We start from the raw sequence: 12835 nt of genomic DNA, 5'->3' as shown, positions 1-12835 counted from the left end.
AGCTGATCAGCGTTCCTGATCCTGAGATTGGCTTCGGATCGCTTGTTTTGCTTGCTGCCACAGCTCCTCCAGTTTTTGGATGCTGTGGCCTTCCAGATCACCGTCCAGAGCTGCTTCCACCCGTGAGAAGCGATCCAGGAAGCGTTGATTGGTTCCTGCCAGTCCTTCCTCCGGGCTGAGCTCACACCAGCGGGCCACATTCACCAGGGTGAACAACACATCTCCAAGCTCCTCCTGTGCATGGGCTTTGTCGCCTGAGCAGATGGCGTCCTTGAGCTCCTCGAGTTCCTCATTCACCTTGCTCCAGACGCCGGTGATGTCCTCCCATTCGAATCCAGCCTTTGCGGCTTTTCTGGAGATGGTCATCGCCCCAGAGAGGGCCGGCTGTCCACGCACCTTGCTGGCCAGCTGATCGCTGAGGGGAGATGCAGAAACTGCAGCAGCTTTGGCCCCAGCTCTTTCCTGCGCCTTGATGGCTTCCCAGCTGATGCGAACAGCTGCGCTGTCGCGGGCTTCGGCGTCAGCAAAGACATGGGGATGGCGACGGATCAGTTTGTCGCTGATGCCCGCAGCCACAGCATTCAGATCGAAACGGTTGTCTTCCTCGGCGATGCGTGCATGCAGCACCACCTGCAGCAGCAGGTCGCCGAGCTCCTCCTTTAAGTGCTGGTCATCGCCATGACGGATTGCATCGGCCACCTCATGGGCTTCCTCCAGCACGAAGGGGGTGAGAGATTGGTGGGTCTGTTCCAGGTCCCAGGGGCAGCCTTCTGCGGGATCGCGTAACCGTGCCACCAAGTTCTCCAGCCGGCGCAGGGGGTCCTGGTGCTGGAACACGTCGGAGCCTGAGGCCATGGAAACCGCACACGCTTGTGGTCACCCTCTCACCGACGTCGACGCTTTCGCCAGGGTTTTGCGCACTCTGCAGGCAGTGGATCTCCATCAAGGATCAGATGCAGCCATACGCTGCTTTCCAGACCCAGCAGGACGCCGATCAAGGTCCGTGGATGTTGCCTGAATGTCATCACAAGGTCTGGCCATGCCTGGGACGGGGTTGGGATGGCAGGTGCAAGCAGGGATGCAGCGCTGATCCAGACCAGCAGCATCAGGGCTGACAGCCATGCCAATCGCAGTGCCATGCCGATTAGGGGGCCGTGGGATAAGAGTGATCGATGCGGCAGCAGGCGTCGATAGGGCCACCAGATCGCACCCAATACCCCCCAGCGCCTGAGTGCGGCGGAGCGCACGTCAAGGTCTGGTGATAGCCAGAGGCCTCCCACGATGAAGGCCAGCGCCGTTAGGGCACCGTTGATCCATCCCAGCCACCATCCCGTCAGCAGGCCCATGGGCAGGCACCAGGCCAGGGTGGCCCGGTCATGGTCTCGGCCTGAGGCCACAGCAATTCGTGTTGAGCTGTTCCAGCGTGCCTCGATCAGGCAGAATCGGCTTCTCGGGCGATTAGCTCAGCGGTAGAGCACCTCCCTTACAAGGAGATTGTCACAGGTTCGATCCCCGTATCGCCCATTCCGAGCCATCACTTCAAAACGCAGCTCTAAAGCGGTAACAAGGCTTTCGTCTGAGAAGCGGTTAGGCAGGAGCTAAGCCAAGTTCGGGCTGCTGGATTGCGTTCATGGTGTTGTTCAGCTCGGCAACATCAAGGAGCCCTTCAGCGCTGAACCATGGAGAGTTTTCCCAGCTGAAGCCTTCGCCAAAGGTGTTGTCTGGAGCGACGACATACCAATGGCAGTCAACGTCTGGTACGTCCACCGAGCACTGCGACCAATCGGCTTGCCATTGCGGAACTTGCACCCACATGACAGCTACAAGGACGACTGAAAACAGGCTTTGCAGCATCGCCATCTCGATCGAGGAGGCTGACCTTACTCGTGAGTGAACTCAGAACGATGTTCAGATCTTGAATGGCCTGATCCAGCCCCACAAAAAACGCCCCTTTCTCAAGGGGGCGCGAAGTGAGGATCCGTGTCATGGGTATTCAACTTGAGATTTCTGAGCTGTCCAGCCGGTCAGTGATGACCAACCATGACTTAAGTCCGACAGCGGACCGTTGGAGAAGGTCGAACGGACAATCAGGACGCCCCGATGCGCGCTTCAGCCAGAAGGGTTTCAGCACCTTTCCCAACCGAATTCAGCTGAGGTCAGTTCAGTCACCGGGAGCCACGCCAGCACCCATGCGATTGCCATGATCTCGTCGCGGGGAAATGAAAGGCCCACGCACGTCTCGACAAACCCGACGGCGTAATGCGGATTGCAGCGTCGGGTTAGTCAACGTTGCTCAGGCGTTGAATCCTGCTTGATCAACCAGATTTTGTCGCTTTCTCGTTGGTTGACGAAGGTATCGACCACAGCATCTCGATCCGTTGTTTGGTTTCCTCTGCTGAAGGTTGTGGAGACGTCTGCCATGTGGAGGCGGCTGAGCATCGTGTTGGGCTCTTCAGCCAACTGCTTCTGGACATTGGATCCATCGCGGTTGAAGCCACCATCTCGGAAATCTGACCATGTGTCTGTCAAGCAGGGGACACATGTCTCGCAATGCTCAGCTGCAGGGCCCCATCGCTTTTGGCGAAGCAATCAGGGCAGGGATGAGGCTGCTGCTTGCTGGAGTCGATCGAGCCTTTGCTCACGGGAGCCCCAGAGTTCGATCAGCTTTGGCCGATTCTTGTCTGGCATGACTGAGAAGCGTTCACCCCGATAGATCTGTTTAAAGATCGCATCGACTTCTGCTCGGTAGGGAAGATCGACGGGTCTGATGCCGTCATCCTCCATGTCCACTGGCCAGCGATCAGTCATGGGGACAAAGACCACCAAATCAAGCCTCTGAAGCGTCTCTCTGACTCTCGGCACCATTGCTTCCACAAATGCATTATCGATATCGGTTGTTTGTTTATCGGCTGTGTATTGCGAGTAGGCGATGTAATCAATAGGTGCGCGATCGAAAATCACACAGTCGTTGATTGATGAATAAAGGTTCACGCGACTAGCGTTGTAATACATCTGGATGCCGTTGTGAAGACGGTTGCTTTCCTGACGGAATCGGATGTCATACATTTCGCCATCTAGGGCACGAAACGGCTCCTCTTCACGTGTGTATTGGGGATGCCGTTTGGTCCAGTCCCAGACCAAGGTGCTTTTGCCGAGAGAGTGAGATCCGCTGATGGCGATGCGCATGTTGAGTTCGGCAGTAGAGGATCGTCATTCATGATGTTTCGACCTCAATGAATGGATCAGCCAGACATCGGTTGAGCGTCGATGTCTGGTTTGGATCACGGTTAAAGGCCAATGGTGTGGAGTAAGCCTTCGCCACTGATCAATTCCGTTGCGATCGCAGCAATGAATCCGAGCATGGCTAGACGCCCGTTTAACTTCTCCGCCCGTGCGTGGAACCCCCAACCAGCGTCAGGTCCAGCAAGTTCCATGTGTGGTTCCTTGGGGTAGACGTTGTCGTGCCCCTCAAGATCGTGAGTCACCAGTCCGGTGGGTACCTGAAGTGTGGTTGCTGTCATGGATGTCTCCGAGTCGGACCTGTTTGGTCTACGCCTGCTGTTGGCTGCCTGGGAGGCAGGACAGCCGCCCATGCAGGTTCGGTTTCAGGACCTTTTCAGACTGGTTCCACGGGAGCACATTCACTGATTGGTTGTCCCAAGTGCGGGACACTGACCTCCGCCTACTCAGGCAAGTTTTCGACCGCACGGTGCATGAAACGTTTCACCAGCGGCATGGGCCAACCTTCGCGCTGCAGTGACTCAGCAATGTGATCAATCTGGAGGGCAATTTCCTCTGCGACGACATCCTCCAGCAAGGATTCGGAATGGTCAGTGCTGCTTGTCATGGGGATGCACGGCATCCACTTGCTTTAGCCCTGGTTCAGACAGGCCCGCAAATGCTTCAGCAATTCAGGAAACAATTGCGCATTTGCTTGCCCAGGTGATTTGGGTTGGCCAGAACTAAACCATCCGCGCAGTCTTGATGGCACCGAGCGCTCCCCAGAGGCATCCCGACGACATCACCCACCATCTGGTGCGAGCTTTCGGGGTTCTGGTCGGGGTCAGCGTTGTGGCTGTGGTGGTCTGGCTTGTCACTGCTTCGCGAGCCAACAGCTCCAGACTGCCGCTGGACACTGCCCTGGATCGCGTTGACTCCTCCGAAAGGACTCTGATTCGAGTACCCCACTAAATCGCCAGGTCTGGACCTGTGGAGAGTCACTGGAGAGTCATGGTTTCTGTGGAGAGTCACATCTCCGAGTCTCTAGTGCACTGGCGGCGAACAGCGTCGCCAGCCTGTCTTCAACATCGTCTCCCAAGCTTCCATGGCGTTGTGTCTGAGCATGCGTCGTCGTGACTGGGGCTCGGGCGGATGCGGTGGCACCCATCCATAAGTTCTCACGGAGACCCACTGCTCCTGGGCCGATGGCGTGTCGGGTTTGAACTGCACCAGCAGCTTTTGTGCACCGTTCACCAACCACCCCTCTCCTCCGGACTTCACTGGGGGTTCTGGGGTGGTTCGATTGCGGTTTGGCATGTTTAGCAGTCTGATCACACCCTGCTCAGAAGGATCACCAGGCCCAATGCTGGCTTGATCCGGTGTTGGTGTGATTCAGCTCTTGGGGCGGCATCTGTTGCAGAGCCCGAAGAATTCCAGCGTGTGAAAGATCAGCTTGAAGTTGTCCGTTTCCGGAGCCTGCACGTTCATTTCATGAATCGGGCACTGCTCGAGTGTCTGCGTCGTGCCGCAGCTCACACAGGTGAGATGGTGCTGATCACGATCGACCGGTGCGTAGAGCGCTTCGCCTGTCGGCAGATGCCGGCAGCGCACCTTGCCCTGTTGATGGAGTTTGCGCAGATTGCGATAAACGGTTGCAAGCCCCATGGCGCCCGGTTGCCCTTCCAGGCAGCGATGCAACTGCTGGCCGGTCATTTCGGACTGACTCTTTTGCAGTTCCTCCAGCAGCAATTGCTGCCGTTGCGTGCCTGTGGATCCTTGCTGCTCCATGCTGAAATCTGACCTCATGCCGCTGCGCTTCTGCTCTGGATCAGTTCGGCACTGATGGTCCAAAGGCGGGATCTCTGTTCTTGGCTGCGAGCGGCGCGAGCCACGGGCTGCTGTTTTGGAGCACCTCGCAGTCCTCCAAACTGACTGGGGCCGTAGTGCTCTCCACCTTTTGCTGATGGGGATGTTGCCGCCAGTAGCTGCGGTAGTGCCCCCTGTGCTGCGCTCTGGAACATGGGATCCATCAATCGGTAAGCCAGGGCTTCCTGCCAGGCGCCACTGGATGCCACCGAGAGCGGTTGAAGATTCGTCCGCGCCAGGCCTGGATGGGCTGCCAGCGATCTCACGCTGCTCCCAGATTGCTCGAGACGCTGATTGAATTCCAGTGCAAACATCACATTGGCCAACTTGCTCTGGCTGTAAGCCTTCCAGCGGTCGTAGCACTTTTCACCGCTCAGGTCATCCCAAGCGATCGCTCCGAAATATTGCGCTCCCGAGGTGACGGTGACGACTCGAGCGTGCTCACGGCCCTCCATCAGAGGCAGTAAGGCCTGCGTCAGAGCGAAGTGGCCAAGGTGATTCACCGCGAACTGCATTTCATGCCCCTGCTGACTCAGCAGCCGTGGAGGTGCCATCAATCCCGCGTTGTTGATCAAAAGATCCAACCGCTCGTAGCGCGACCGAACCTCTTGGCAACAGGCATCGACACTGTCGAGATCAGCGAGATCCAGGTCGAGCAGGTCCACGCCTGTGGACCCCAGCTCTAACAGTTCCGCGCGGGCCGCCTCTCCTTTGCGGCGGCTGCGACAGGCCATCAGCACAGTCGCTCCCGACCGGAGCAAGGCCCGCGTGGTTTCGAGGCCGAGGCCGCTGTTGGCACCTGTGACGAGGGCGATCCGTCCTCGCAAGTCAGGCATGTCGTCGATGGTCCAGCCCATGCGGCGAAGTCAGCGCCGGATCAGTCTCGCGGGTTCGCTCAGTCTTCGGGGAAGAGCAAGTCAGCAAGCTCGTCGGCATCCACGTCATAGACGCGCGCCAGCGAAGTTTCGATCGCGCTGGTCACCTCGCCAGGCAGGAAGCGCATGGCATTGAGAGCGTCTTCAGCGATCTCGTCGGTGAGCAGGACGTCTTCGGAATCCAGTTTTTCGTCGTTGATGATGGCCATCACCCAGCTCTGATAGGCATAAACCAGATCCGAGAACTCGAGTTCGGGATCATTGAGATCCAGGGTCATGGTCAGGCGTAGACGCGCAACACCAGTCTGACCCCCGGGGGAGAGGATGTCTTCAAGTGAGGATCAGCATGAGCCGTCCGGATCCCGAACAGTTGCAGGGCACGCTTGTGGACTTCGCTCTGCTGGAACTGATTCGCCAGCACCGCGAGAGCTTTCAGCCGCTCTGGACCGTTGATAGCTGGGCCAAGTTGATGATCTGGCTTTCGCTCAATTGCGGTTTGTCTGGAGAACGTGATGCCCTGGAGCACTTCGCCGCTGCCCTTGGTGAACGCATTACCTCGCGGTTGCGTCGAACTTTCTTTGAGCGAGAGCTGGCGGATCTGGAACTGCAGGTGCTGGCTGATCCGGCTGAACAGCAGGTTTTGCTGTTGTCGCAGGCTCCCCAGGACCCTGTTGTGCTCAGGCCTGATCGACTCTCAGTAGCTCTGGACAGGGTGGGACTGACCGACCGGGTTGTTGCGGAACGCAGTCGTTGGCAACAGCTGGAGGCCGTGGTGGCGATTCCCTGGAAGGGCTGATGTCTGAGAACAACGGCACCAGCCTGATCGGTCGCTACGGCAATGCCGGCTATGAAGCCGTCGCGGATGCGGTGATGGCATTTTTTGATCGACGCACTGACTTGCACCGACCGGGTATCGCCTTCGGTCCTGCCGGAGATCAGGAGCCGTCGAAGCTGAGCACCGATATCAGCCTGGTGGCCATCGATCGTGAGGATCCGGAGTCCTGTGCCCTCTCAGAGGTGATTGTCCGGGGCGTTCGTGCGGGGTTGGATCGCTATTTGCAGGAACGCCCCCTGTTCCGTGAAGTCTGCCCTGACCAGGCTCTGTTCGTGTTGCCGATTTTCAATCTGCAGCGCTATGCGCCCGGTGAGGGATTTCGTCAGTGGCACTGCGACTGGACCATCAGCGATGAGGCGACGGAACCTGTTCATCGCGTTCTGGCTTGGATCCTCTACTGCGACACCGTGGCTGAGGCCGGTACGGAGTTTCACTGGCAGCAGCATCACGAGGAGGCGGTGCGCGGAAAACTGGTGATTTTTCCTGCTGGCCCCAGTCACATTCACCGCGGCAGGGTGACGCAGAAGCACAGCAAAACCATTGCCACAGGTTGGATCAACGCAGGGACACAGGAGGGTTATCACCAGCGTTTGGCTCGTTCCTGAACGCTGGGATCTCACGCACGGTGTTGACCTGCTGTGGGAAAGGAATTTCAATCCCGTCCCGTTTGAACGCTGTCCAAATCGCCTGATTCACCTCACTCACAATGCCGATGTTGTTCATGGGGTCGGAGATCCAATAGCGCAGTGAATATTCGATGGCGGAGTCGCCGTAGTGCACCTGCAGCGCCCTCGGCGCTGGATGATTCAGCACTCTTGGCACGCTCAGAGCTGTCTGCTCCAAGAGCTTCAGCACCAGCTGGGGGTCATGGTGATAGGCGGCACCAACACGGATCTCACTGCGCCGCATCCGGTCGGTAGCGGTGTAACTAGTGGCTTGCGCGGTGAAAAACATCTGGTTGGGAATCAGCAGTTCCGCGTTGTCTCGATCTCGCCAGAGCAAGGTGGCGCGCAGGCCCAGCTTGCGCACTTCGCAAGGATCTCCATCCACCATCAAAATTTCGCCTGGACGCACTGACCCTTCAAACAGCAGCCAGATGCCGCTGATGAAGTTGGAGAAGACCTCCTTGATGCCGAAGCCAAGGCCCACGGACAGTCCACCGGCGATGGCGACCAGAGCCGTGGAGTTCAGCCCGATGTGAAACCCCACAGCCGTGATGCCAATGCCAACGACCAAATAGCGGACGATCAGCTCAAGAGCCTTGCGGCTGCTGTCGCTGCAGCTGAGCAGTTTCTGCAGCATCCAGGCCAGGCCAGCGGCTGGAAGTTTGGTGCCCACCAGCAGTAGATAGGTCACCAGCAGGGCGACGACCAGGTTGTTCACGGTGAGGATCTCACCGAAGAGGCTGCCCAGCTTGATCACGCCCAGATCAGCGGGATTGTCGAACTTGCTGATCAGGTTCAAGCCCACCAGAAGCAGAAACAGCGGTCTGAGCAGACGACTTTCCAGTTGATGAACGCTGGAGGTAGGCAGTAGCAGCTGCAGCAGTTGGTTCAAGAGGTTGAGCAGATTCCAGCCCAGCCAGCAGAGGCCGGCGTAGCTCACCAGCCCAGTCTTTCCGCCTGGAAGCTCGATCAGCCAGGCGATGAACAACATGGCGATCGGCGCCACCAGCAATCTCAGTGCCGGATGGAGGCTTTCAAACCGCCGTTGCGGGTTGCTCAGGTGCCATCCCACAGTCAGTCCAAGGATCAGCAGCACTTGGGCAACCACAGCGGTTCGCTGCAGATAACCCAGCCAGCCGACGATTTCCCAGAACAGTTGGTTCATGATCCACTCCCCAGGGCTTTGAGCAGGGAATCCAGGCTGGACCGCGGGTTTGAGGTTCCAAACACCAGTGGAACCAGCACTTGTGACCCATCGCGAGCGAGGTTGCGATGGTGAGCCAGCCGTGCCAGGGCTGATTCATGCAGCATCGAATCTTCTCGAGACTGCACCAACGTGGCCAGCGTTTGGGAACTCCGCACCGGCACAGACACGGCAGGGTTCACTGGCAGGAAAGCAAGGGAGCGCAGCGACAGATTCCTCTGCACCATCGGGTTGGTGAGGAACTGGGCCAGGCTCACGGCTACTTCACGTTGGCGTGGACTTGAGTTCGCTCCGAGTGCCAGCACCCTCACGGCATTCATGGGGCTTGCGGTGCCGGCAGGGCCTCGGGGAAGTGGCGAAACCCCGAGGTTGTCGCCCATCAGATCTCTGAGTCGCAGCAGGCTGTTGGAGTTGCAGCTCACCCAGTCGAGCTCACCCTCGTTGAGCAGGTTTTCCAGTTGCCCCTGGTCCTGGAAAAAGGAGATGTTTTGCTGAGCACTGGCTCGTTGCAACCAGGTCAGCCATGCCACCAGCGACTCGGTGTCTTGTGCACTCAGGTTCTGGTCATCGTTGGCGCGCGACAGGCTTTGCATGGCTCCCAGACTCCCAGCGGTCCACAGCACTTCCGAGAAGCTCACCGCCAATCCAATGCGGGTCCCGGATGCGCCCTGTTGGAGAAGCTCCTGCAATGTGGTGGGAGGGCTCTGAACGGTCTCGCTGTTGAAGCAGGCGATCTGCGGATAGATCACGATCGGCTGGGCCGTGATTCGGCCGTCGTTGAGCTTCACCCGCTCCCACAACGTTGTCTCAGTTTGTTGGCGTTTGAAGTCCTGCAAAGGAAGCTCGTCCGTCAGCCCGTCACTCAGCAATTGATTGGCCTGAGGGGCATCCGTGACCACCAGGTCAGGGCCTAGATCTGAGGCATTGCGGCGCTGCAGTTCCTGGTTGAGATTGGCGCGCTTGTAAAGCGCGACCTGCACTTCCACGTTGGGCTTGATCTTGCGGAAATCGCTGATGATCAGCTCAATGCGTTGGCGGAAGTCGGTCTGTGTGGTGGTGTCGATCGTGCTGTCCTGGTCGATCACCATGGCCAGGTAAAGCATCACCGGCAGCTCATTGCCGAGGCGACTGCAACCGCTGACGCTGAGCAGCAGGGTGGAGAGCAAGACGCTGGCTGCAAGCCGAGCACGCACGGTGGAGAAGTGATTGACCGAGCCATTCTGATCTTCAAATTCGTGGCTGTCTCGCTACTGCTCTCTCAAGGGCCATCCAGCTCGCCCGATTGCCCAGCTTGTTGATATTGCGGACTTGGTTTGTTCAGACAGCTGTTTTGCGAGCATGGATCGCTGTTGTTGAGCGCGTCCTGTGTCCGAGCTGGCCAAGACCTATGACCCGGTGGGCACCGAGGCCCGCTGGCAGCAGGCCTGGGAGGAGCAAGGTGCTTTTCATCCCGACCCCAAGGCGCCTGGGGATCCGTTTTCGGTGGTGATCCCCCCTCCGAACGTCACCGGCAGCCTGCACATGGGCCACGCCTTCAACACGGCCTTGATCGACACGATCGTGCGCTACCAGCGCTTGGCGGGAAAAAACGTGCTCTGTCTCCCCGGCACGGATCATGCTTCGATCGCGGTGCAGACGATTCTGGAGAAGCAGCTCAAGGAGGAGGGCAAGACTCGTCATGGTCTCGGCCGTGATGCCTTTCTGGAGCGGGCCTGGAAGTGGAAGGCCGAAAGCGGTGGCCGCATCGTCGATCAGCTGCGCAGGCTCGGCTATTCGGTGGATTGGGGTCGGCAGCGTTTCACCCTGGATGAAGGTCTCAGCGAAGCCGTCAAAGAAGCCTTTGTGCGTCTGCATGAGCAGGGTCTGATCTATCGGGGCGAGTATCTGGTGAATTGGTGCCCTGCCTCCGGTTCGGCGGTGAGTGATCTGGAGGTGGAAATGAAGGAGGTGGATGGTCATCTCTGGCATTTCCGTTATCCGCTCAGCAGTGGCGAGGGCCATCTGGAAGTGGCCACTACCCGGCCCGAAACGATGCTTGGCGACACGGCGGTGGCGGTGAATCCCAGCGACGAGCGCTACGCCCATCTCGTGGGTCAGACCCTCACGCTCCCCTTTGTGGGTCGTGAGATTCCGATCGTGGCTGACGACCACGTGGAGAAGGAGTTCGGTACTGGTTGCGTCAAGGTGACGCCTGCCCATGACCCCAATGATTTCGCCATCGGCCAGCGCCACGGTCTGCCCCAGATCACGGTGATGCGCAAGAACGGCACCATGAACAAAGAGGCCGGTGAGTTTGAGGGGCTGGATCGCTTTGAGGCGCGCAAAGCGGTGGTGGCTGGTCTCGAAGACCTTGGTCTGCTGGTGAAGGTGGAGGACTATCGCCACAGTGTTCCCCACTCCGATCGTGGCAAGGTCCCTGTGGAGCCTCTCTTGTCCACGCAGTGGTTCGTTAAGACCGAGCCGTTGGCAGCCCGTTGTCGTGAAGCGCTTGAGAAGCAGGATCCACGCTTCATTCCCGAGCGCTGGGAAAAGGTCTATCGCGACTGGCTCACCGACATCCGTGACTGGTGCATCAGCCGTCAGTTGTGGTGGGGACATCGCATTCCGGCCTGGTTCGTGATCAGTGAGACCGGTGGCAAGTACACCGACACCACGCCTTATGTGGTGGCACGCAACGAAGCGGAAGCTCTGGAGAAGGCCAAGGAAACGTTCGGTTCAGCCGCCGTGATTGAGCAGGACGAGGATGTTCTCGACACCTGGTTCTCCAGCGGCCTCTGGCCCTTTTCCACGTTGGGTTGGCCTAACGCCAACAGTGCCGATCTGCAGCGCTGGTACCCCACCAGCACCCTGGTGACAGGCTTCGACATCATCTTCTTCTGGGTGGCCCGGATGACGATGATGGCTGGTGCCTTCACGGGCGAGATGCCGTTCAAGGACGTCTATATCCACGGCCTGGTGAGGGACGAGCAGAACCGCAAGATGAGCAAGAGCGCCGGCAACGGCATCGATCCGCTGCTGTTGATTGAGCGTTACGGCACTGATGCTCTGCGTTTCGCGTTGGTGAGGGAAGTGGCTGGTGCCGGTCAGGACATCCGCCTGGATTACGACCGCAAAACAGACACCTCGGCCACTGTTGAAGCCTCACGCAATTTCGCCAACAAGCTTTGGAACGCCACCCGTTTCGCGTTGATGAATCTCGATGGTGCGACTCCGGCTCAATTGGGAGATGCTGATCCTGCTGCTCTGCAGTTGGCGGATCGTTGGATCCTGTCGCGCCTGGCCCGGGTGAATCGCGAAACCGCAGACCGCTACAGCCGTTACGGCCTGGGGGAAGCGGCCAAGGGGCTGTATGAGTTTGCTTGGAACGACGTTTGCGACTGGTATCTGGAGCTGAGCAAGCGCAGGCTGAATCCAGGGGACAACGCCAGCGCTGAGGTACTCGCTGACCAGCGCACTGCCCGGCAGGTGCTGGCCAAGGTGATCAGTCAGATGCACCTGATGCTGAATCCGCTGATGCCGCATCTCACCGAGGAGTTATGGCACAGCGTTACCGCAGAGCCTGAGACCACGTTGTTGGCACTTCAGGCCTGGCCGGACGTCAATCAGGCAGCGCTGGATGATGATCTCGAGGCCTCATTTGCCGAGTTGATCGCCGCCATCCGCGTGGTGCGCAATCTGCGCGCGGTTGCTGGCCTCAAGCCTTCCCAGACCGTTCCGGTGCGTTTCGTGAGTGGCCGCGGCGATCTTGTTGAGGTGCTGCAGCAGGGGATGGCCGACATCACGGCGCTCACCAGAGCTGAAACGGTTCAGGTGATGACGCCGTCTGAGGCGGATGCAGCACCGGTGACCAAGGCTTTGGCTGGTGTCAGCGGTGAGCTTCAGGTGCTGCTTCCGATTGAAGGCTTGGTGGATCTCGATGCCTTGAAGGCTCGTCTGGAGAAGGACATCGCCAAGGCTGAGAAGGAGATCAAGGGTCTCTCCGGTCGACTGGCTAATCCCAATTTCGCTGACAAGGCACCGGCTGCGGTGGTGGCGGAATGCAAGGCCAACTTGGCTGAGGCTGAGTCACAGGCTGATCTGGCCCGCAGGCGTCTGGAGGATCTCAGCTGAGTCGCTTGCGCTGCTCAGATCCCTAGCCTTCACCCAGCTCTGGTTGTGACCGCTGGACTCT

At 58.8% G+C, this 12835-nt stretch carries 17 protein-coding genes and 1 tRNA gene; 5 read left to right on the top strand and 13 right to left on the bottom strand.

Annotation, left to right across the window (positions count from 1 at the left end; all coding sequences use genetic code 11):
* Window positions 1–6: 6 nt before the first annotated feature.
* Both mazG and SynMITS9220_RS12900 read right to left on the bottom strand, forming a co-directional pair.
* Window positions 7–855: a nucleoside triphosphate pyrophosphohydrolase gene (gene mazG / locus SynMITS9220_RS12905; RefSeq protein WP_186989759.1), complete on the bottom strand. Its 849-nt coding sequence runs from the start codon at window positions 853–855 to the stop codon at window positions 7–9.
* Window positions 856–884: 29 nt separating this feature from the next.
* Window positions 885–1397, bottom strand: coding sequence for a metal-binding protein (locus SynMITS9220_RS12900; RefSeq protein ID WP_186989757.1), 513 nt, complete (start codon window positions 1395–1397; stop codon window positions 885–887).
* A gap of 55 nt (window positions 1398–1452) precedes the next feature.
* Between SynMITS9220_RS12900 and SynMITS9220_RS12895 the strand changes: the two genes are divergently transcribed.
* Window positions 1453–1524 (top strand) — tRNA-Val (locus SynMITS9220_RS12895).
* Window positions 1525–1587: 63 nt separating this feature from the next.
* Here the strand turns inward: SynMITS9220_RS12895 and SynMITS9220_RS12890 are convergent.
* The 5 genes from SynMITS9220_RS12890 to SynMITS9220_RS12870 all read right to left on the bottom strand — a co-directional run bounded on the left by SynMITS9220_RS12890 (window position 1588) and on the right by SynMITS9220_RS12870 (window position 3847).
* A complete protein-coding gene (locus SynMITS9220_RS12890) occupies window positions 1588–1854 on the bottom strand; it encodes a hypothetical protein (protein WP_186992254.1) in 267 nt (88 codons plus the stop codon).
* 429 nt (window positions 1855–2283) lie between these two features.
* Window positions 2284–2529, bottom strand: coding sequence for a hypothetical protein (locus SynMITS9220_RS12885; protein ID WP_186989755.1), 246 nt, complete (start codon window positions 2527–2529; stop codon window positions 2284–2286).
* Window positions 2530–2589: 60 nt separating this feature from the next.
* Complete coding sequence (locus tag SynMITS9220_RS12880; RefSeq protein ID WP_186989753.1) at window positions 2590–3186, bottom strand: AAA family ATPase; 597 nt, start codon at window positions 3184–3186, stop codon at window positions 2590–2592.
* A 101-nt stretch (window positions 3187–3287) separates the two neighbouring features.
* The gene (locus SynMITS9220_RS12875) at window positions 3288–3521 is read right to left on the bottom strand and encodes a chlorophyll a/b-binding protein (RefSeq protein ID WP_186989751.1); all 234 of its coding nucleotides are present in this window, start codon (window positions 3519–3521) and stop codon (window positions 3288–3290) included.
* A 161-nt stretch (window positions 3522–3682) separates the two neighbouring features.
* Window positions 3683–3847: a hypothetical protein gene (locus SynMITS9220_RS12870; RefSeq protein WP_170951801.1), complete on the bottom strand. Its 165-nt coding sequence runs from the start codon at window positions 3845–3847 to the stop codon at window positions 3683–3685.
* 137 nt (window positions 3848–3984) lie between these two features.
* Between SynMITS9220_RS12870 and SynMITS9220_RS12865 the strand changes: the two genes are divergently transcribed.
* Window positions 3985–4191 carry a hypothetical protein gene (locus SynMITS9220_RS12865; protein ID WP_186989749.1) on the top strand — a complete coding sequence of 69 codons (207 nt, stop codon included), beginning with the start codon at window positions 3985–3987 and terminating at the stop codon, window positions 4189–4191.
* A gap of 72 nt (window positions 4192–4263) precedes the next feature.
* On the opposite strand, the gene SynMITS9220_RS12860 is transcribed toward SynMITS9220_RS12865, so the two are convergent.
* From SynMITS9220_RS12860 to SynMITS9220_RS12845, 4 genes are all read right to left on the bottom strand, one after another.
* A complete protein-coding gene (locus SynMITS9220_RS12860; RefSeq protein ID WP_186989747.1) occupies window positions 4264–4536 on the bottom strand; it encodes a DUF1651 domain-containing protein in 273 nt (90 codons plus the stop codon).
* A 75-nt stretch (window positions 4537–4611) separates the two neighbouring features.
* Window positions 4612–5025, bottom strand: a complete 414-nt coding sequence (locus SynMITS9220_RS12855) for a Fur family transcriptional regulator (RefSeq protein ID WP_255483136.1) — start codon at window positions 5023–5025, stop codon at window positions 4612–4614.
* Entirely contained in the window at window positions 5022–5942 is a 921-nt protein-coding gene (locus tag SynMITS9220_RS12850) for an oxidoreductase (RefSeq protein WP_186989745.1), read from the bottom strand. Before SynMITS9220_RS12850 ends, SynMITS9220_RS12855 begins: the two co-directional genes overlap by 4 nt.
* 38 nt (window positions 5943–5980) lie before the next feature.
* Window positions 5981–6238, bottom strand: coding sequence for a hypothetical protein (locus SynMITS9220_RS12845; protein WP_115125795.1), 258 nt, complete (start codon window positions 6236–6238; stop codon window positions 5981–5983).
* Between the two features lie 68 nt (window positions 6239–6306).
* Here SynMITS9220_RS12845 and SynMITS9220_RS12840 point away from each other — a divergent pair, with 68 nt between their 5' ends.
* Both SynMITS9220_RS12840 and SynMITS9220_RS12835 read left to right on the top strand, forming a co-directional pair.
* On the top strand, window positions 6307–6756 hold the full coding sequence (locus tag SynMITS9220_RS12840; protein ID WP_186989743.1) for a protein phosphatase: 450 nt from the start codon (window positions 6307–6309) through the stop codon (window positions 6754–6756).
* Entirely contained in the window at window positions 6756–7400 is a 645-nt protein-coding gene (locus tag SynMITS9220_RS12835; protein ID WP_186992250.1) for a 2OG-Fe(II) oxygenase, read from the top strand. Before SynMITS9220_RS12840 ends, SynMITS9220_RS12835 begins: the two co-directional genes overlap by 1 nt.
* Here the strand turns inward: SynMITS9220_RS12835 and SynMITS9220_RS12830 are convergent.
* Together SynMITS9220_RS12830 and SynMITS9220_RS12825 are read right to left on the bottom strand one after the other, a co-directional pair.
* Window positions 7351–8625, bottom strand: coding sequence for a mechanosensitive ion channel family protein (locus tag SynMITS9220_RS12830; protein WP_186989741.1), 1275 nt, complete (start codon window positions 8623–8625; stop codon window positions 7351–7353). The two genes, SynMITS9220_RS12835 and SynMITS9220_RS12830, sit on opposite strands and share 50 nt — an antisense overlap.
* On the bottom strand, window positions 8622–9857 hold the full coding sequence (locus tag SynMITS9220_RS12825; RefSeq protein ID WP_186989740.1) for an extracellular solute-binding protein: 1236 nt from the start codon (window positions 9855–9857) through the stop codon (window positions 8622–8624). Before SynMITS9220_RS12825 ends, SynMITS9220_RS12830 begins: the two co-directional genes overlap by 4 nt.
* A 172-nt stretch (window positions 9858–10029) precedes the next feature.
* Here SynMITS9220_RS12825 and SynMITS9220_RS12820 point away from each other — a divergent pair, with 172 nt between their 5' ends.
* Window positions 10030–12774 carry a valine--tRNA ligase gene (locus tag SynMITS9220_RS12820; protein WP_186989738.1) on the top strand — a complete coding sequence of 915 codons (2745 nt, stop codon included), beginning with the start codon at window positions 10030–10032 and terminating at the stop codon, window positions 12772–12774.
* Window positions 12775–12835: the final 61 nt, after the last annotated feature.

Source organism: Synechococcus sp. MIT S9220, assembly GCF_014304815.1.
Classification (GTDB): domain Bacteria; phylum Cyanobacteriota; class Cyanobacteriia; order PCC-6307; family Cyanobiaceae; genus Synechococcus_C.
Note: the sequence above shows the minus strand (reverse complement) of the source record. Positions and strands in the feature narration are given on the sequence as shown.